Below are 18,230 nucleotides of genomic sequence, written 5' to 3'. Positions count from 1 at the left end.
CACGCGCCTCATTCCGCGTACCCTGCCGACCCGGCCTCGACCGACACCCGCACCCCCACCCGCAGCCCCCACCCCGCCATGACCCCCGCCTCCGCCTCCAGCACATGCCGGGAGCGAAGCCGCGGCAGACCCAGGCGCCACGGTTTCATCGTGTGGACGGCGACGACGGTGAGGTCTCGGTCGAGGTAGGCGACGTCGATGGGGATGCGCATGCGGAAGGTGTGGACGCTGTTGGCGGGGGAGAGGAGGATCGCGCCGTCCAGGGAGTCGCGGCCCAACAGCCCTTTCGTGCGGGCCCGGTAGGACGTCGCGATCTCCAGGGGGACCGCGGTGGGCGTTCCGTCCCCGTACACGATGAGTTCGCCGCGTCCGTCCCGCCAACGTCCCATGCTTAAGGACACCTCCGCCGTCCGCCCTCCGGGTGTGCGCACCGACCGTATCCGCCGGGGAGTGATCACCACCGGCGGATCGACGATGTCAGCGGCGCAGCGCGCGCCGTTGCACCGACTCCAGCGGGCCCTGGGAGAAGCGGCGCAGCCACAGGGTGGAGGCGGTGACGAGGAGCGCGCAGACGGCCGCCCACAGGGTCATCACCCACCACGGCCCCTCGTCCGCGAGGCGCTCGGCCAGGCCGAGGCCGAGGCCGTAGCAGGCCAGCATGCACAGCAGGTTCTGCAGGACGTAGCAGGACAGGGCCGTGCGGCCGACCGAGGACAGGCCGCGGGTGAGGACGGTGGGGAGCCGTCCGCGGTCCATGACGACACCGATCAGGCCGATGTAGCCGAGGGCGACCACCGGGGCGGCCACATAGCGGCCGAGGAAGAAGAAGTCCTCGCCGCCCAGGGTGAGGGCCGCGTTGAACGGGATGCCCAGGCCCAGACCCCAGACCGCCATCCGGGTACGCAGCCGGCGGCCCCGCTCGGTCGCGGTGAAGGCGCCGGCGCGGTGGAGGTGGACACCGAGCAGGAAGAGGAAGACCAACAGGCCGAAGGAGACGACCGGCTCCATGCGCAGGGAGATCGCGTTCTCCAGGCGGAAGGCGATCTGGTCGAGCCAGCTGCCGTGGGCGTAGAGGTCCACGGTCCTGGCGGAGACCGACGCCTCCTCTGAGCCGGAGTCGGAGGCGAGCAGGGCGAGCGTGCCGAGGATGGCGGCCCCGCGCAGGACGTCCAGCAGCGGCAGCCGGGCCGGCGGGGAGGTGTGGGGGGAGGCGGCGTCCACCGACGCGCGCAGGCTGTTCGACATGACACCAGGCTCGCGGAGCGTCGCCGCGCAATCTTCGTGCCGCCGGACGAAACCGTCGTACATCCTTCGATGCAGCGCTCGGGGCGTGGATCGGACAACGGTGAGGTGAGCCGTGCGCGGCGCGTGGGGGTGTTGGGGCGGGCGCCGGCTGGATAGGAAGAAGGCATGACCGAACTCGGCGCAGTATTCCGTCCGCAACTCCCTCCTGAGCGGCTGCGTGCCCTCGCCCGTCTCGCCGACGAGACGGGGCTCGATGAGCTGTGGCTGTGGGAGGACTGTTTCCGTGAGGGCGGCATCTCCACGGCCGCGGCCGCTCTCGCCTGGACCGAACGGGTACGGGTGGGTGTCGGCCTGCTGCCCGTGCCGCTGCGGAACGTCGCCGTCACCGCGATGGAGGCCGCCTCGCTGCACCGAATGTTCCCGGGCCGCGCGATCCTCGGCGTCGGACACGGGGTGCAGGACTGGATGGGCCAGGTCGGGGCGCGCGTGGAGTCGCCGGTGACGTTGCTGCGCGAGCATCTCCTCGCGCTGCGGGCCCTGTTGAGCGGGGAGCGGATCACCACCGAGGGCCGGTACGTCATGCTCGACGACGTCGCCCTGGACTGGCCGCCGCAGGCCCCGGTCGAGGTGCTCGCCGGTGCCACCGGCCCGCGTACGCTCCGGCTCTCCGGCGAGGCGGCGGACGGCACGATCCTCACCGCCGCCACACCGCCCGAGGGCGTACGCCGGGCGCGTCAACTCGTCGACGAGGGCCGCAAGTCGGCCGACCGCACCGACCCGCACCGCATCGTCGTCTACCTCCTCACGGCCACCGGCCCCGACGCCCCCGCCCGGCTGCGCGCCGAACTCACCGCCGAGGGTCTCGCCTCCGTGCCCGACCTCGGTGTCGCCGGTGACGCGGCCACCGTTGCCGCGGCTGTCCGACGCCTCGGTGAGGCCGGCGCCGACTCGGTGATCCTCCAGCCGACGGCCGACGAACCCGACCCCGAGGGCTTCCTGCGCTTCACCGCGCGGGAGGTGCGGCCTCTGGTCCCGTAGCCACGTTCGCCGAAATCAGCAGCGGCCACTGACAACGCCCTGCGACGATCAGCGCATGGATCACGACCAGCGCACCTTCGAGGAACTCGTCACCGAAGGGGCCACCGTCCCCACCGAGGGCTGGGACTTCTCCTGGTTCGAGGGCCGGGCCACGGAGGAGCGGCCCGTGTGGCGGTACGCGGAGTCGATGGCCGGGCGCCTGGGCCGCGCGAGGGCCGCCCTCGACCTCCAGACCGGCGGAGGCGAGGTCCTCGGCTTCGCCCTCGGCGCGGCCCCGCACCAACCCCGCCTCACCGTCGCGACGGAGGGCTGGCCGCCGAACGTCGCCAAGGCCACCGCCCTGCTCCGCCCCCGCGGCGTCGCCGTCGTCGCCACGCCCGAGGACGCGCCGCTGCCCTTCGCGGACGCCGCCTTCGACCTCGTCGTCAGCCGGCACCCCGTACAGCCGCACTGGGCGGAGATCGCCCGCGTCCTGGAGCCCGGCGGCACGTACTTCGCCCAGCACGTCGGCCCCGGCAGCTGCTACGAACTCGTCGAGTACTTCCTCGGACCGCAGCCGGACGACAACCGCACCGCCCGCAAGACGGTCACGCAAGGGACGCCAGGCCGGCACTAGGTCGGATCCGGTCCTCCCTGCAGGTCACAGGGTTTTCACATCGTTATCGTCTGCCCCTGGATTCACACCGACATCTTCACGTAAGTTCAGGCCAAGGTAATTCGCGGGAGCAAAGCCGCGCGGGCCGCACCGCGCAGCGGAGGGGGCTGCGCGGTGCCCTGTACGTCAAGCCTCCGTAGGGCCGTTCGCCCATCAGGGGGACGCCCGGGATTCAGCCATGAGTCAGCTGTGAACCCCCTGTGAGCCGCACGTTCCGTGGCCACCGGCGCGTTGCCGGACGATTCCGGAGAGTAGTTATTGCGCGCCGATGCACGCAGCATCCCTTACGAAGGGTTATGGTGGAAACCCCCCCTCGGGCCGGTCCGTCTCCCCCCCCACGGACCGGCCCGTTTTTTCTACAGATGCGGGGCACTCCCAAGAGACGGCGACGGCACGCCCTCAAGGGGCGCGGGGCTGTGTCGATATGCGGCTCCGCCGCGTGGGCGCGACCTGCCCAAGACAACCCGCAGACCCCAACAGGCAGACGCACCCCCCACCAACTGGGCCCACCCGCACCCAAGAACCCCCGCCCAAACCCCGCAGGGGTAGGCTTCGCCCGCGGGGACCGCCACCGTACGGAGGGGCTGACAATCACGTGAACCTGCGCGACAAGCTGCGCGGCCTGCTGGTCAGACTGTACGCACGCCGGGTGGAAGGCCACCTGGACCACGCTCAGGTGCCCAAGCACATCGGCGTCATCATGGACGGCAACCGGCGCTGGGCGAAGGCCGCGGGCTCCACCACTGTTCACGGTCACCGGGCCGGCGCGGAGAAGATCGAGGAGTTCCTCGGCTGGTGCTCCGAGACGGACGTCGAGGTCGTCACCCTCTGGCTGCTGTCGACGGACAACTTCGACCGCCCCCAGGAGGAACTCGTCCCGCTGCTCGGGATCATCGAGGACGTCGTGCGCACCCTCGCCGCCGACGGCCGCTGGCGCGTCCACCACGTCGGCACCCTCGATCTGCTGCCGCAGCAGATGCAGACCACGCTCAAGGAGGCCGAGGAGGCCACGGCGCACGTCGACGGGATACTCGTCAACGTCGCCATCGGCTACGGCGGCCGCCAGGAGATCGCCGACGCCGTCCGTTCGATGCTGCTGGACGCCGCCGACAAGGGCAGGTCCATCGAGGACGTCGCCGAGACCGTCGACGTCGACATGATCGGCCGGCACCTCTACACGGGTGCCCAGCCCGACCCCGATCTGGTGATCCGCACCAGCGGTGAGCAGCGGCTGTCCGGATTCATGCTCTGGCAAACGGCCCACTCCGAGTACTACTTCTGTGAGGTCTTCTGGCCGGCCTTCCGCAAGGTCGACTTCCTGCGCGCCCTGCGTGACTACGCGGCGCGCCACCGTCGTTACGGCGGCTGACGGACGAACCCCCGCAGCAGCGGACGTACCCCGCTTCACAAGGAGTTCACCAGGGCGCCGTCATATGCCGTGGCATGGCAGCGCACGTTCGAGGGCATAAGGCAATCAGGTCGACACCCGAACCACGGGTGTCGGATCTCAGCGGGCGGCACGGGGCCGTCCGCCCGGGAGGCCCTTTGCACCAGCCCGATCGTGCGGTCACAGCACGGACGAAGCAACGTGAGGGCCGGTTCTCGGCCCGTGCATCGGAGCCGTCGACCGGTCCAGCTCATCTCCGTCGCTCCCCGACCTCATCCGAGGGGGTACGTCCTTCCGTGGTGACCAGCACAAAGCGCCACAAGCCAGACCGGCGCACCTATGTTCTCGACACCAGCGTCCTGCTGGCCGACCCGAACGCCCTGAACCGCTTCGACGAGCACGAGGTCGTGCTCCCCGTCGTCGTGGTCACGGAGCTGGAGGCCAAGCGGCACCATCCCGAACTCGGGTACTTCGCCCGGCAGGCACTGCGCCTGCTCGACGACTTCCGGGTGCGGTACGGCCGTCTCGACGCCCCCATCCCGATCGGGGACCTCGGCGGCACCCTGCGTGTCGAGCTCAACCACTCGGACCCCAGCGTGCTGCCCACCGGCTACCGCCTGGGGGACAACGACTCCCGCATCCTCGCGGTCGCCCGCAACCTGCAGGCCGAGGGGTTCGACGTCACCGTCGTGTCGAAGGACCTCCCGCTCAGGATCAAGGCGTCGTCGGTCGGCCTCCTCGCCGAGGAGTACCGCGCGGAGCTGGCCATCACGGACGCCTCCGGCTGGACCGGAATGTCCGAACTGACCCTGCCCGGCAAGCAGGTGGACATCCTCTTCGAGGAAGGCCACGTCTACGTCCCCGAGGCCGCCGACCTGCCCGTCCACACCGGCCTGACCATCCAGTCCGAGCGCGGCAAGGCACTCGGCCGGGTGACCCCGGAGGGCAACGTCCGAGTGGTGCGCGGCGACCGGGAGGCGTTCGGCATCAAGGGCCGCAGTGCCGAGCAGCGCATCGCGCTGGATCTGCTGCTCGACCCGGACGTCGGGATCGTGTCGATGGGCGGCCGGGCCGGCACCGGCAAGTCGGCGCTGGCGCTGTGCGCGGGTCTGGAGGCGGTCCTGGAGCGCCGTCAGCACAAGAAGATCATGGTCTTCCGTCCGCTGTACGCGGTGGGCGGGCAGGAGCTCGGCTATCTGCCCGGCAGCGAGGCCGAGAAGATGAGCCCCTGGGCTCAGGCGGTCTTCGACACGCTGTCCGCGGTCACCAGCCGCGAGGTCATCGAAGAGGTCACCGCGCGCGGGATGCTGGAGGTGCTGCCGCTCACGCATATCCGCGGGCGTTCGCTGCACGACGCGTTCGTGATCGTGGATGAGGCGCAGTCGCTGGAGCGGAACGTACTGCTGACTGTTCTGTCCCGAATCGGCGCCAATTCACGGGTTGTTCTGACCCATGACGTAGCACAGCGGGACAATCTGCGCGTGGGGCGGTACGACGGTGTCGTCGCCGTCGTCGAGAAACTGAAGGGGCATCCGCTCTTCGCGCATGTCACGCTGACGCGGTCCGAGAGGTCCCAGATCGCGGCGCTTGTGACCGAAATGCTGGAGGACGGGCAGATCTGACCCTCGCGCCCCATCTCGGGGCGGTTACGCGGTAGTTGGCGCCGTTCGGCAAAGGCTGAGAGCCTAGTCGGGCGGCGCCTTCGCGCGTCACGGTTTCTCAAAAATCCCAGGGCCAAACAGGATGTGAGCTTTCACACGCAACTCAGAATTGCCACCCGCCGTCCGGTTACGGCAGAGTCTCACTCCTGTCAGGCCCCGCATACGACACACCTGTACCCCCAGCGGTACGGCACAACGGAAGCAACACCGCTAACTCCATAACTCCGTCGTATGCCGCCCGAGCACCATGCGGCGCTCCCCTGTGGGGAGTTGCCCACCGGGCCCGCGCCTCCCGTGACCCCGCAGTTGGGGAGGCCAGTGCCAGGGGCACGATTGCGTCCGCCAGGGTCACCGAAGCGGGCGATGCTGGAAGGAAACCGTGTGAGCCGGATTTCGGTCCGGGGATTCGCAGTGGCCTCGGCCACCGCGGTCACCGCAGTCGGAAGCGTCGTCGGCGTTGCCTCGGGCAGCACCGCGCAGAACAACGACGCCGAGGCGGCGGCAACCGACCTGACGCTCCTCGCGGACATACCCGCGGGCCAGCAGGCCCAGGTGCAGACCGCGTCCCTGACACAGCAGGCCGACGTGCAGGCCATCGCCGCCGACGCGAGCGCCAAGAAGGACGCCGAGGAGGCGGCCCGCAGGGCGGCCGCCGAAACCGCGATCGCGAAGAAGGAAGCCGCAGAGAAGGCAGAGAAGGCGGCCCAGGAAGCCAAGGAGCGCGAGGAGGCGGAGCAGGCGGCCAGCCGCGAAGCCGCCCGGGACGCGTCCGACTTCGCCGTCCAGAGCTCGTACACCATCGCCGAGATCCAGTCGATGGCGGCCTCGATGGTGCCGAGCGGGCAGTTCCAGTGCTTCAGCAACATCGTGGACCACGAGTCCGACTGGAACTACCGGGCGGTCAACCCCTCTTCCGGTGCCTACGGCCTCTTCCAGGCGCTGCCCGGCTCCAAGATGTCCTCCGTCGGTTCCGACTGGCAGACCAACCCGGCCACCCAGATCAAGTGGGGCCTCAACTACATGAACGAGCGCTACGGCAGTCCCTGCGACGCCTGGTCGTTCTGGCAGGCCAACCACTGGTACTGAGCCGCCCCCCGCTCAACTTTTCCGAGCCCCTCACCGTCCCTTGGTGAGGGGCTTCGGCCATGTACGGTCTGAATGGACGACTCCAGGGGGAGCGGTGGGGACAGACGGGGGAAAGGGACGGATCATGTCGCGAGTGCCACGGTGGCTGAGCCGGCTCGGGACCCGGCTGGCAGATATGGGCCAGCGGTGGGAGGAACGCCGGGCCGAGGCGGAGAAGGAGCACGCCGAGCCCGAGCCGGAGCCGGCGGCCGCCGCGCAGGCGTCCGCACCCGCCGAGGGCGCCGCCGCGCCGACGGTCGTCCGGCCCGATCCGGCGCAGGCCGTGCCGTGGGGTGTGCGGGTCGCCGCCGAGGCCGGGTGGCGGCTGCTGGTGCTGGCGGGCACGCTGTGGGTGCTGATGCGGGTCATCAGTGCCGTACAGCTGCTGGTCCTGGCGTTTGTCGCGGCGCTGCTCATCACCGCTCTGCTGCAGCCGACGGTGGCGCGGCTGCGGCGGTACGGGGTGCCGCGCGGGCCGGCCACGGTGCTCACCGCGATTCTCGGCTTCGTTGTCATGGGGCTCATCGGCTGGTTCGTGACCTGGCAGGTCATGGAGAACATCGACAACGTCTCCGACCAGGTCCAGGACGGCATCGACGAGTTGCGCAGGTGGCTGCTCGACAGTCCCTTCCATGTCACCGACAAGCAGATCAACGACATCGCCGAGAACCTGCGGGAGGCAATCGGCGCGAACACCGAGCAGATCACGACCGCGGGGCTGGAGGGCGTGACGGTCGTCGTCGAGGCGCTTGCCGGGATCCTGCTCGCGGTCTTCTGCACGCTGTTCCTCCTCTACGACGGACCGCGCATCTGGCAGTGGACGCTGAAGCTGGTGCCGGCGGCGGCACGGCCGGGAGTCGCCGGGGCGGGGCCGCGGGCTTGGCGGACGCTGACGGCGTATGTGCGCGGCACGGTGGTGGTGGCGTTGATCGACGCGATCTTCATCGGCCTGGGGATCTACTTCCTGGACGTTCCGATGGCCGTGCCGCTCGCCGTGTTCATCTTCCTCGGTGCCTTCGTCCCGCTGGTGGGTGCGGTGGTGTCCGGGGCGCTGGCGGTCGTGGTCGCGCTCGTGACGCAGGGCGTTTTCACGGCGGTGATGACGCTGGTGGTCGTCCTCGCGGTCCAGCAGATCGAGGGGCACATCCTGCAGCCGTTCATTCTGGGGCGGGCGGTGCGGGTGCATCCGCTGGCCGTGGTGCTGTCCGTCACGGCCGGGGGCCTGGTGGCCGGGATCGGCGGCGCGGTCGTGGCGGTGCCGTTGGTGGCGGTGACCAATACGGTGGTCGGCTATCTGCGGTCGTACTCCCAGGAGGCGCTACGGCAGTCCCCTCAGCCACACGGCGCGACAGCGACGTCCATCGCCCCGTCGCCGCCCAACCCCCCGTCGGACGCGCACTGACCGTCTCCACAAGACTTCCGCGGCAACGGACAGGGCCCCGCCCACCACGAAGGTGAACGGGGCCCGCACGCGGGGGGCTTGGTCCGGCTACTCGGCCAGTACCGCCTCGGCGTCCAGCGTGACGCCGACCGCCTGGATGACGGAAGCGATCTTGAAGGCCTCCTGGATGACCTCGCGGTCGATGCCGGCCTTGCGCAGGACCTGCTCGTGCGAGTCGAGGCACATGCCGCAGCCGTTGATGGCGGAGACGGCGAAGGACCACAGCTCGAAGTCGACCTTGTCGACACCGGGGTTGCCGATGACGTTCATCCGGAGGCCGGCGCGCAGGGTGCCGTACTCGTGGTCGGACAGCAGGTGGCGCGTGCGGTAGAAGACGTTGTTCATCGCCATGACCGCGGCCGCCGCCTTCGCCGCCGTGTACGCCTCGGGCGACAGGTTCGCCTTGGCCTCCGGCTCCAGCTCGCGCAGGACGATGGGGGAGCGGGAGGCGATGGCGGTCGCCAGCACCGTGCCCCACAGCTGCTGCGCCGGCAGCTCGGAGTTGCCGATGACCGAGCCCAGGTTGAGCTTCAGGTCCTTGGCGTAGTCCGGAATCGAGGACTTCAGGGAGTCGAGGGACATGTCAGTCACTCACCGGCCAGCAGCTTGACCGGGTCCAGGGTCTCGTCGCCCTTGCTCCAGTTGCACGGGCACAGCTCGTCCGTCTGGAGCGCGTCGAGGACCCGCAGGACCTCCTTGGGGTTACGGCCGACCGAGCCGGCGGTCACCATCGAGAACTGGATCTCGTTGTTCTGGTCGACGATGAAGACGGCCCGCTTGGCGAAACCCTCCTCGTCCTCGATGCCGAGGTCGCGCATCAGCTCGTGCTTGGAGTCGGCCATCATCGGGAACGGCAGGTCACGCAGGTCGTCGTGGTCCTTGCGCCAGGCGTGATGCACGAACTCGGAGTCACCGGAGAAGCCGAGGACCTGGGCGTCGCGGTCGGCGAACTCCTCGTTCAGCTTGCCGAAGGCCGCGATCTCGGTCGGGCACACGAAGGTGAAGTCCTTGGGCCAGGCGAAGATCACCTTCCACTTGCCCTCATAGGTCTTGTGGTTGATCTTCTCGAACTCCTTGCCCTGCTCCAGCGAGACACAGGCAGTCAGTTCGAACTGGGGGAACTTGTCACCGACAGTGAGCACTAGCTCTCCTTGCAGCGAAGAAACGCCCATTGTGTGGGCGTTTCCCATGGGGTTGGACGTTGGTGATCGTGGCACAACGCGCATTGATTATGGAAATAGCTACACTCGGTCGGATTGATCGGAGGTAGCTATCGGTGACCGTCGGTAATGTGAGCAAGAGGAGGCAGCCCAGTCTTGCCCAGTTGCGTGCCTTCGCCGCCGTGGCCGAGCATCTGCACTTCCGTGACGCCGCCGCCGTGATCGGCATGAGCCAGCCCGCCCTCTCCGGGGCCGTCTCCGCCCTGGAGGAGGTCCTCGGCGTCACCCTCCTCGAGCGTACGACCCGCAAGGTGCTGCTCTCGCCCGCCGGTGAGCGGCTGGCCGTACGGGCGAAGGCGGTGCTGAGTGAGGTGGGGGCCCTGATGGAGGAGGCCGAGGCGGTTCGTGCGCCCTTCACCGGGGCACTGCGGCTCGGCGTCATTCCGACCGTCGCGCCCTATCTCCTGCCGACCGTGCTGCGGCTGGTGCACGACCGCTATCCCGACCTCGACCTCCAGGTGCACGAGGAGCAGACCGCCAACCTCCTCGAGGGGCTGACCTCCGGGCGTCTCGACCTGCTGCTGCTCGCCGTGCCCCTCGGGATGCCAGGAGTGTCCGAACTGCCCCTGTTCGACGAGGACTTCGTGCTCGTCACACCGCTGGACCACTGGCTCGGCGGGCGGGAGGGCATTCCGCGCGAGGCCCTCAAAGAGCTGAATCTGCTGCTGCTCGACGAAGGGCACTGCCTACGCGACCAGGCACTCGACATCTGCCGGGAAGCGGGGCGCGAGGACGCGCCCGTCACCACCACGGCCGCCGGGCTGTCCACCCTCGTCCAGCTCGTCGCCGGTGGGCTCGGGTGCACTCTGCTGCCGCGCACCGCCGTCAAGGTCGAGACGAGCCGGAGCGATCAGCTCCTCACCGGTTACTTCGCCGACCCCGCGCCGACCCGGCGTATCGCCCTGGCCATGCGCACCGGCGCGGCGCGCGGCGGCGAGTACGAGGAGCTGGCGGCCGCACTGCGCGAGGCACTGCGGCCGCAGCCCGTACGGGTGGTGGACGGCGCCGACTGAGTCACTCGGTGCGCAGGCCCTCCGGGCGCATCAGCCGCAGCAGCGGCGGCAGGCTGAGCAGCGTCACCAGCAGGACCACGCCCGCGCCGATGCCGGTCATCGCCAGCACGCTCACCCAGTCGACGTTCACCGGGGTGGCCGTCATCTTCAGCAGCACCGCGCCCAGGGTGAGGCCCACCACGGAGGCCAGGGTCAGGCCGAGCACGATCGGGATCGCCGTCTGCCACAGCACCGACAGGCTCAGCGTGCGGCGCCGGGTGCCGAAGGCGACCAGGGCGGACAGCAGCTTCCTGCGCTCGCGGAGCTGTTCCAGCTGGGAGACGAGCAGACTCGCGCCGATGAGGGCCAGGACGCAGGTGGCGCCGACGAGCAGGCCGGTGCGGATGCTCTCGTAGCGGTCGGAGCGCTCGCTGGACACCCACACCATGGGCTCGGAGAGCGGGTCGACGGCCTTCGCCGTGTTGCGTACCAGATCGCGTACGTCCGGTACGGACTCGTCGAGCCGCAGATAGACCTCGCCGGTCAGGCTCGACAGGGCCGCCGCGGGCAGCGCCTTCGGGGTGACGAGGAGGCCGCCGCGCTCGCCCCCGGTCATGTCCAGGGACGCCTTGGCCTGCTTCACGGCCGGCAGGGTCCAGGCGGTCTCCGCGCCCTTCGGGCTGCCCTCGTACGTGGGGTCGAAGTACACCGTCCGGCCGGGCTTCGCCATGGTGTCCGTGTCGGTGTCGTATTCCGCGCCCGACACGGCGAACACATCACCGTCACGGCAGGACGGCAGCTTCGCCACCTCCCGCAGCGAGGCGCAGTCGCCCACGGTCACCATGGTGCTGAGCTCGGGATCCGAGCGCCGCTCGCCCAGATAACCCTCCGAGTACGCATACACCCTGCGCACCCCCTCGGTCCGCCGGAACTCCTCCGCGGCCTCGGTGAGCGGCATGCCCTCCGGGACGGACATCTGCATCTGGATCCGCGAGACGTCCTGGTCGGACTCGACGGTGAAGTCGTCCTCCACACCGGCGAACAGCATCTGCAGCGCGATCGCGCCGGCCACCGCCACCGCGATGCCGTTGACCGTGCGGGCCGCCGTACCGCTGCTCAACTGAAGCCTGCGGACGGCCAGTTGCCAGGACACCGAGCCGGCGCCGAGCCGGGCCACGACCGCCTCGACGATCCACGGCAGCAGCGCGGTGACGCCGATGAGCAGCAGCATCACGCCGCCGACGACCAGGTACTGGTTGAAGTCGCCGCCGTCGCTGCCCTGGCCGATCATCGGGGCCAGCATCGCGAGGCCGGCCAGCGGCAGCAGCAGCCGCCACCACAGCCGGCGGCGGCGCTGCTTCGCCGTGCGGACCACGCCGAGCGGCTCGATGACCACGCCGCGCAGGGCGAACAGGGTGACCAGGACGGCCGCGAGCGGGACAGCGAGAGCGACCAGTGCGGCAAGGACGGGAGAGGGGTTGAGGTAGCTGGGGAACACGCTGACCTCGAACACCTCGGCCGAGCCCGCGATCTCCCGGCCGATCAGGAAGAAACCGGTACCGAACACCAGGCCCAGCACGGACCCGGCGAGTGCCTCTCCCGCCGCGACCCGGCGGGTCATATGACGGTCGGAGCCCACCAGCCGCAGCGCCGCGAGCCGCCGGTCGCGCCCTTCCCCGCCGAACCGTACGGCCGCGGCGACGAAGACACCCACCGGCATCAGCAGCACCACGAAGACGACCAGGACCAGCAGGAGCAGAACGGGGTCCCAGGGCTCGGACGTGCCCGGAATCTCCTCCCCGAACCGTTCGATCCGCGCGACCCGGCCGCCGTCGAGCCTCGACGCGAGTTCCTCGCCGCCCCGGTAGAAGGCGAGTTCATGAGAGCCGATCAGGCCGGGCTCGGCGATGGTGCCGACGATCCGGTCGGGCAGCCGCTCGCGCAGCAGTGCCCCGTCCGCCGACGTCAGCAGTTCCTTCAGCGCGGGGGAGACGACCATCTCGCCCGCCGCCGGGAACTCCGCCACGCCCGGCGGCAGCGGAGCCTTCGCGCCCTCCGGCTCCAGCTCCCGGCCCCGGATGTCCTTGTCGCGGAAGGTGGTGCCGACGTTGGCGACGAGCAGGGTGGCGTCCGTCTTCGGCGGCGTCGTCTCGCTGAACGTGAAGTCGGTGCGCGCCCGTTCGCGCTCGTCCCGGGCGGTCAGCGCGCTCGGCAGCGCGGTGGTGAGCAGCAGCAGCGCCACACCGAGCCCGACGCCGACCGCCATGAGCACCGCCCGCACCCAGCCGCCCCGGCCGGTGAACGCGAACCCGACGCCCATGGCCAGATCCCTGGACCACTGACGGAGCCTCATACGACGCGCTCCATGTCCCGGGACTTCCCGTCCCGTACGACGATCTCGCGGTCGGAGTAGGCGGCGACCCGCGCCTCGTGGGTGACCAGGACGACGGCCGCGTTGGTCGAGCGGGCCGCGTCCGTCAGCAGCTCCATCACGCGCTCCCCGTTGAGGGAGTCCAGCGCGCCGGTCGGCTCGTCGGCGAACAGCACCCGCGGACTGGTGACCAGCGCCCGCGCCACGGCGACCCGCTGCCCCTGACCGCCGGAGACCTCACCGGGCCGCTTCCTGCCTATCCCGTCGACCTCCAGGCGCTCCATCCAGGACAGCGCCGTACGCTCGGCGGCCTTGCGGGACGTGCCGTTCAGCCGCAGCGGCAGGGCCACGTTCTCGACGCAGGTGAGCTCGGGCACGAGCTGGCCGAACTGGAAGACGAACCCGAACTCCGAGCGTCTCAGCGCGCTGCGCTCGGCGTCGCTCATCGTGGCCATCTCCCGGCCGTCGTAGCGGATCGAGCCCTCGTCGGGCGTGACGATCCCGGCGAGGCAGTGCAGCAGCGTCGACTTGCCGGAGCCGGAAGGGCCCATCACGGCGACGACCTCGCCGGGGTGGATGGAGAACTCGGCGCCGTCGAGGGCGGTCGTGGGACCGTACGTCTTGCGCAGCCCTTCGGCCACGAGCAGGGAACCGTAAGGAGCGGTCACTCGGCCACCGCCGCCGCGAGCTTGTCGAGGCGCGCGGCGGTCAGTTCCAGCCAGCGCAGGTCGGCCTCGAGGTGGAACAGGGCGTGGTCGCAGATCAGTTGGTCGGCGAGGTCGCCCTTGCGCTTGCGGTCGGTGAGGATCCGCATCATCCGCAGGTGCTCGGAGCGCTGGGTGTCGAGGATCTCGGCGGCGTCGCGCCGGGTGAGCAGCGCGAGGACGACCTTGGTGTACAGGGTCGACTGAAGGTACGGCTCGGGCTTCTCCGGCGTCGCGAGCCACCGCTCGACGTCGGTGATCCCGGCGTCGGTGATGGCGTACCGCTTCCGCTCGGGCCCGCCGCCCGGTTCGATTCCGTCGACTTCGACGAGCCCGTTCTTCAGCAGGCGGGACATCGTCGAGTAGACCTGGCCGTAATGCAGCGGCCGGTCCTGACCGAACTTCTCGTCGAAGGCCCGCTTGAGGTCGTAGCCATGACGGGGGCCGGATTCAAGGAGGCCCAGGAGGGTGTGACCGATGGACATGCGGAGCACTCTACACACGGGGTATACGTCGTGTGTATACATCGGGTGTGCAGCTCATGGCAGGGGGTGCGACGGCCCAGGTGAGGGCCGATTGTCACGGTTCTGCCACTGAACCCCCGGGCGGGCGACCGCGGCGGGGAAGTGGCCCTGTCTCCTTCGGCAGCCGACCCGCGTCCGCCAGGGCCTTCCGCAGGAGGAACTCGATCTGCGCGTTCGCCGAGCGCAGCTCATCGCCCGCCCACAGGGCAAGCGCCTCGTACACCGCCGGGTCCAGCCGCAGCAGCACCTGCTTGCGCTGCTGCGGCCGACGCTGAGGGGTTGAACCCCCGGAAGGAGCCGTCACTGGTAGAGCGTCCCGGTGTTGAGGACCGGCTGTGCGGAGCGGTCCCCGCACAGCACCACCATCAGGTTGGACACCATCGCCGCCTTCCGTTCGGAGTCCAGCTCCACGATGTCGCGCTCGGTGAGCCGCGCCAGCGCCGCCTCGACCATGCCGACGGCCCCGTCCACGATCTGCCGCCGGGCCGCGACGACCGCGCCGGCCTGCTGCCGCTGGAGCATCGCCGAAGCGATCTCGGGGGCGTAGGCGAGGTGGGTGAAGCGGGACTCGATGATCTGCACGCCGGCCGCCTCCACGCGCGCGTGCAGTTCGACGGCGAGCTTCTCGGTGATCTCCTCGGCGTTGCCGCGCAGCGAGAGGCCGTCCTCGTCATGGGCGTCGTACGGGTACTCGATGGCGATGTGCCGGACCGCCGCCTCGGTCTGCGTGGAGACGAACTCGATGTAGTCGTCCACCTCGAAGGTGGCCTGCGCGGTGTCCTCGACCTTCCACACCACGACCGCGGCGAGCTCGATCGGGTTGCCGTACGCGTCGTTGACCTTCAGGACCGCGGTCTCGTGGTTGCGGACGCGGGTGGAGATCTTCGTGCGGGAGGAATGGGGGTCCCCCCGCTCGAGCGAAGCCGAGAGTGGGGGAGGGTTCACCCAGCGCAGACCGTCCTGCCGGATCGTGCCCCGGTAGCGCCCGAAGAGCTGGACGACCCGGGCCTCGCCCGGCGCGACCATGTTCAGCCCGCACATGGCGACGAAGGCGGAGATGCCGACGAGTACACCGACGGTGATCAGCGCGGCCTTCGCGCCGGCCCCCGAGACCGCAGAGGCGGACACGGCCATACCGATGCCGGCCAGCAGCCCGATCAGGCCCAGGAGCAGGGCGAGTCCGCCGCCGATGCTGTGCGCCGTGAACTCCCGCACGCGCGGGGCGGGCATGTCGGGGACGTCGGCGGTGGGTGCGGTGTTGTGCGTGGACATGGTGATTCCCCCGTTCTTCGGTCTGTATCCGACCGTCTGTCTGGAATCTACATCTATCGCGGATCTAGCTAAGTGATATCACTTTACCCCGTCACGACAACCCCAACCCCCACTCAGGCGTCGGTTCTATTGGGAAGGGTGCTGATTGTCACGCCCGTAAAAGACCGAATCGGCCGGAGTGGGTCATAGACGGCGGTGTTAGCTTTCTGAGCTGACTTGCACTGGGCACCGGAGTGACAGCCGACAACGAAGCGGAGCAGACGGACTCATGGGACGAGCGGAAGAGAGACGAGCGCGACAGCGCGGTGGCCACCGCGCGGCGCCCAGGCGCCGCTCGGGACGAGCAGCCGGGAAGAACGACGGCAAGAGCTTCATACGCCGGCTGTTCACCTGGAAGAAGATCCTCGGCACGTTCCTCGGTCTCTGCCTGCTCGGCATCGGCGGCTTCATCGTGCTGTACCTGGTGATCGACATCCCCAAGGGGAACGCGCTCGCCAAGGAGCAGAGCAACGTCTACAAGTACAGCGACGGCACGACCCTCGTCCGCGACGGCGAGGTCAACCGCGAGGTCGTCGACCTCGCCCAGGTCCCCAAGAAGGTCCAGCGGACCTTCGTCGCCGCCGAGAACAAGACCTTCTACAAGGACTCCGGCGTCGACCTCAAGGGCACGGCCCGAGGTCTGCTCAACACCCTCTCCGGCAAGGGCAAGCAGGGCGGCTCGACGATCACCCAGCAGTACGTCAAGAACTACTACCTCACCCAGGAACAGACGGTCACCCGCAAGCTCAAGGAGCTGGTGATCTCCCTGAAGGTGGACCGCGAGAAGTCCAAGGACGACATCCTCGCGGGCTACATCAACACCAGCTACTACGGCCGTGGCGCCTACGGCATCCAGGCCGCCGCCCAGGCCTACTACCGCGTCGACGCGAGCGACCTCTCCGTCGAGCAGGGCGCGTACCTCGCCGCGCTGCTCCAGGCGCCGAGCTCTTACGACTGGGCGGTCGCTTCCGAGACGGGCAAGCAACTGGTCAAGGAACGCTGGAACTACGTCCTGGACAACATGGTCGAGCAGGGCTGGCTGGATTCCGCCGAGCGCCAGGGCATGAAGTTCCCGGCGCCGAAGGAGCCCACTGCCGCGCCCGGCATGGAGGGCCAGAACGGTTACATCGTGAAGGCGGCCAACCAGGAACTGGCCAGGCAACTGGTCGCCCAGGGCTCGGCGTCCGACCTGGAGGAGGCCCTGACGAAGATCGACCTGGGCGGCTGGACCATCACGGTCAACATCGACAAGAAGAAGCAGACCCGGCTGGAGAAGGCGGCCAAGGAGCAGCTCACCAGCAAGCTCGACCCGGACGAGCGGGAGGTCGACGCGGATGTCCAGGCCGGCGCCGCCTCCGTCGACCCGAAGACCGGCAAGGTCCTCGCGATGTACGGCGGCGTCGACTACGTCAAGCACTTCACGAACAACGCGACGCGCACCGACTACCAGCCCGCCTCCACCTTCAAGCCGCTGATCCTGGCCGCGGCGGTCGACGAGGGCGCCGAGACCCAGGACGGCACCCCGATCACCGCCCACACGATCTACGACGGCGACAGCAAGCGCCCGGTCGTGGACGACGGCGAGAAGGTCGGCTTCGCGCCGCCGAACGAGGACGACGTCGACTACGACGACGTCACCGTGCAGACGGCGATGAACAAGTCCATCAACTCCGTCTTCGCGCAGATGGGCGTCGACGTCGGCATGGACAAGGTCATGGAGGTCGCGGAACGGCTCGGCATGGACGCCAAGGACCTCCAGTCGGTGCCGGCCCAAACCCTGGGCACCATGGGCGCGAGCCCGCTGGAGATGGCCGGCGTCTACGCCACCCTCGACAACCACGGCAAGAAGGTCACCCCGTCGATCGTGGCGTCGGCCAAGCACAAGGACACCGCCGTCGAGATGCCCGACCCGATCGGCGAGCAGGTCATCAGCCGCGAGGCCGCCGACACCGTGACGTCGGTGCTCACGGGCGTGGTCGACGACGGTACGGCCCGCACGTCCGTGCGCGACAACCCGGCCCGCGACGGCCAGCAGGTCGCCGGCAAGACCGGTACGTCCGACGAGAACAGGTCGGCCTGGTTCACCGGCTACACGCCCGAACTGGTCACCTCCGTCGGCGTCTTCGGAGAGGACCCCAAGACGTACGCGCAGTCCTCGCTCTACGGCGCGGGCGGCGAGGAGCGCGTCAACGGCGGTGGCTTCCCCGCCATGATCTGGGCCGAGTACACCTTCGGCGCGATGGGCGACGTCACCCGGTTCGACCTGGAGACCGACCAGGGCGCGGCCGTCCAGCCGACCCGGACCCCGAGCCGGACGCCCACCCAGACCCCGACGCAGGAGCCGACGACCCAGGCCCCGACGTCCGAAGCCCCGACCCAGACGCCCACGCAGACGCCGACGCAGACCCCGCCCCAGACACCGACGCAGACCCCGACCCAGACCCCGACGCAGACGCCGACGACGAGGCCTCCGGACGGGGACATCACGCTGGATCCGGTGGAGCCGGGCGAAGAGGAGTGAACGAGGGGCGCCCGGCGTTTCGCCGGGCACCCCTC

At 69.6% G+C, this 18,230-nt stretch carries 16 protein-coding genes and 1 pseudogene; 8 read left to right on the top strand and 9 right to left on the bottom strand.

Annotated features, from left to right (window positions below; translation table 11 throughout):
* Nucleotides 1–8: 8 nt before the first annotated feature.
* Both ACKTSN_RS17260 and ACKTSN_RS17255 read right to left on the bottom strand, forming a co-directional pair.
* Nucleotides 9–389: a DUF192 domain-containing protein gene (locus ACKTSN_RS17260; protein WP_409469944.1), complete on the bottom strand. Its 381-nt coding sequence runs from the start codon at nt 387–389 to the stop codon at nt 9–11.
* 88 nt (nt 390–477) lie between these two features.
* Nucleotides 478–1,245, bottom strand: a complete 768-nt coding sequence (locus tag ACKTSN_RS17255) for a DUF418 domain-containing protein (protein WP_409469943.1) — start codon at nt 1,243–1,245, stop codon at nt 478–480.
* A gap of 165 nt (nt 1,246–1,410) precedes the next feature.
* Between ACKTSN_RS17255 and ACKTSN_RS17250 the strand changes: the two genes are divergently transcribed.
* The 6 genes and pseudogenes from ACKTSN_RS17250 to ACKTSN_RS17225 all read left to right on the top strand — a co-directional run bounded on the left by ACKTSN_RS17250 (nt 1,411) and on the right by ACKTSN_RS17225 (nt 8,513).
* The gene (locus tag ACKTSN_RS17250) at nt 1,411–2,283 is read left to right on the top strand and encodes an LLM class flavin-dependent oxidoreductase (protein WP_409469942.1); all 873 of its coding nucleotides are present in this window, start codon (nt 1,411–1,413) and stop codon (nt 2,281–2,283) included.
* 55 nt (nt 2,284–2,338) lie between these two features.
* Nucleotides 2,339–2,863: pseudogene (locus tag ACKTSN_RS17245) on the top strand (class I SAM-dependent methyltransferase); the annotation flags it as partial.
* 670 nt (nt 2,864–3,533) lie between these two features.
* Nucleotides 3,534–4,307, top strand: coding sequence for an isoprenyl transferase (locus ACKTSN_RS17240; protein WP_385510832.1), 774 nt, complete (start codon nt 3,534–3,536; stop codon nt 4,305–4,307).
* Between the two features lie 314 nt (nt 4,308–4,621).
* Nucleotides 4,622–5,947 (top strand): PhoH family protein, encoded by a 1,326-nt coding sequence (locus ACKTSN_RS17235; protein ID WP_409469941.1) that lies wholly within the window; start codon nt 4,622–4,624, stop codon nt 5,945–5,947.
* Between the two features lie 420 nt (nt 5,948–6,367).
* On the top strand, nt 6,368–7,072 hold the full coding sequence (locus ACKTSN_RS17230) for a transglycosylase SLT domain-containing protein (protein ID WP_409469940.1): 705 nt from the start codon (nt 6,368–6,370) through the stop codon (nt 7,070–7,072).
* Nucleotides 7,073–7,196: 124 nt separating this feature from the next.
* Nucleotides 7,197–8,513, top strand: coding sequence for an AI-2E family transporter (locus ACKTSN_RS17225; RefSeq protein ID WP_409469939.1), 1,317 nt, complete (start codon nt 7,197–7,199; stop codon nt 8,511–8,513).
* An 87-nt stretch (nt 8,514–8,600) separates the two neighbouring features.
* Here the strand turns inward: ACKTSN_RS17225 and ACKTSN_RS17220 are convergent, their stop codons facing one another.
* The gene (locus ACKTSN_RS17220; RefSeq protein ID WP_409469938.1) at nt 8,601–9,134 is read right to left on the bottom strand and encodes an alkyl hydroperoxide reductase; all 534 of its coding nucleotides are present in this window, start codon (nt 9,132–9,134) and stop codon (nt 8,601–8,603) included.
* Between the two features lie 5 nt (nt 9,135–9,139).
* Entirely contained in the window at nt 9,140–9,694 is a 555-nt protein-coding gene (locus ACKTSN_RS17215) for a peroxiredoxin (RefSeq protein WP_409469937.1), read from the bottom strand.
* A 134-nt stretch (nt 9,695–9,828) separates the two neighbouring features.
* Here ACKTSN_RS17215 and ACKTSN_RS17210 point away from each other — a divergent pair, with 134 nt between their 5' ends.
* Nucleotides 9,829–10,785 carry a LysR substrate-binding domain-containing protein gene (locus ACKTSN_RS17210; RefSeq protein WP_409469936.1) on the top strand — a complete coding sequence of 319 codons (957 nt, stop codon included), beginning with the start codon at nt 9,829–9,831 and terminating at the stop codon, nt 10,783–10,785.
* A 1-nt stretch (nt 10,786) separates the two neighbouring features.
* Here ACKTSN_RS17210 and ACKTSN_RS17205 read toward each other — a convergent pair whose 3' ends face one another.
* The 5 genes from ACKTSN_RS17205 to ACKTSN_RS17185 form a co-directional block, all read right to left on the bottom strand.
* Entirely contained in the window at nt 10,787–13,117 is a 2,331-nt protein-coding gene (locus tag ACKTSN_RS17205) for an ABC transporter permease (protein WP_409469935.1), read from the bottom strand.
* Nucleotides 13,114–13,803 (bottom strand): ABC transporter ATP-binding protein, encoded by a 690-nt coding sequence (locus tag ACKTSN_RS17200; RefSeq protein ID WP_409469934.1) that lies wholly within the window; start codon nt 13,801–13,803, stop codon nt 13,114–13,116. The genes ACKTSN_RS17205 and ACKTSN_RS17200 overlap by 4 nt, the downstream gene beginning before the upstream one ends.
* A complete protein-coding gene (locus ACKTSN_RS17195; RefSeq protein WP_409469933.1) occupies nt 13,800–14,324 on the bottom strand; it encodes a PadR family transcriptional regulator in 525 nt (174 codons plus the stop codon). The genes ACKTSN_RS17200 and ACKTSN_RS17195 overlap by 4 nt, the downstream gene beginning before the upstream one ends.
* 94 nt (nt 14,325–14,418) lie before the next feature.
* Nucleotides 14,419–14,667, bottom strand: coding sequence for a hypothetical protein (locus ACKTSN_RS17190; protein ID WP_409469932.1), 249 nt, complete (start codon nt 14,665–14,667; stop codon nt 14,419–14,421).
* Nucleotides 14,664–15,635, bottom strand: coding sequence for an SPFH domain-containing protein (locus ACKTSN_RS17185; protein WP_409469931.1), 972 nt, complete (start codon nt 15,633–15,635; stop codon nt 14,664–14,666). The genes ACKTSN_RS17190 and ACKTSN_RS17185 overlap by 4 nt, the downstream gene beginning before the upstream one ends.
* Nucleotides 15,636–15,903: 268 nt before the next feature.
* On the opposite strand from ACKTSN_RS17185, the gene ACKTSN_RS17180 reads away from it, so the two are divergent.
* Nucleotides 15,904–18,195 (top strand): transglycosylase domain-containing protein, encoded by a 2,292-nt coding sequence (locus tag ACKTSN_RS17180; protein WP_409469930.1) that lies wholly within the window; start codon nt 15,904–15,906, stop codon nt 18,193–18,195.
* Nucleotides 18,196–18,230 lie beyond the last annotated feature (35 nt).

This window comes from Streptomyces flavusporus, assembly GCF_046267975.1.
In the GTDB taxonomy this organism is placed as follows: Bacteria; Actinomycetota; Actinomycetes; order Streptomycetales; family Streptomycetaceae; genus Streptomyces; species Streptomyces flavusporus.
The sequence above is the reverse complement of the archived record's forward strand: the minus strand, read 5'-3'. Positions and strand labels throughout refer to the sequence as shown.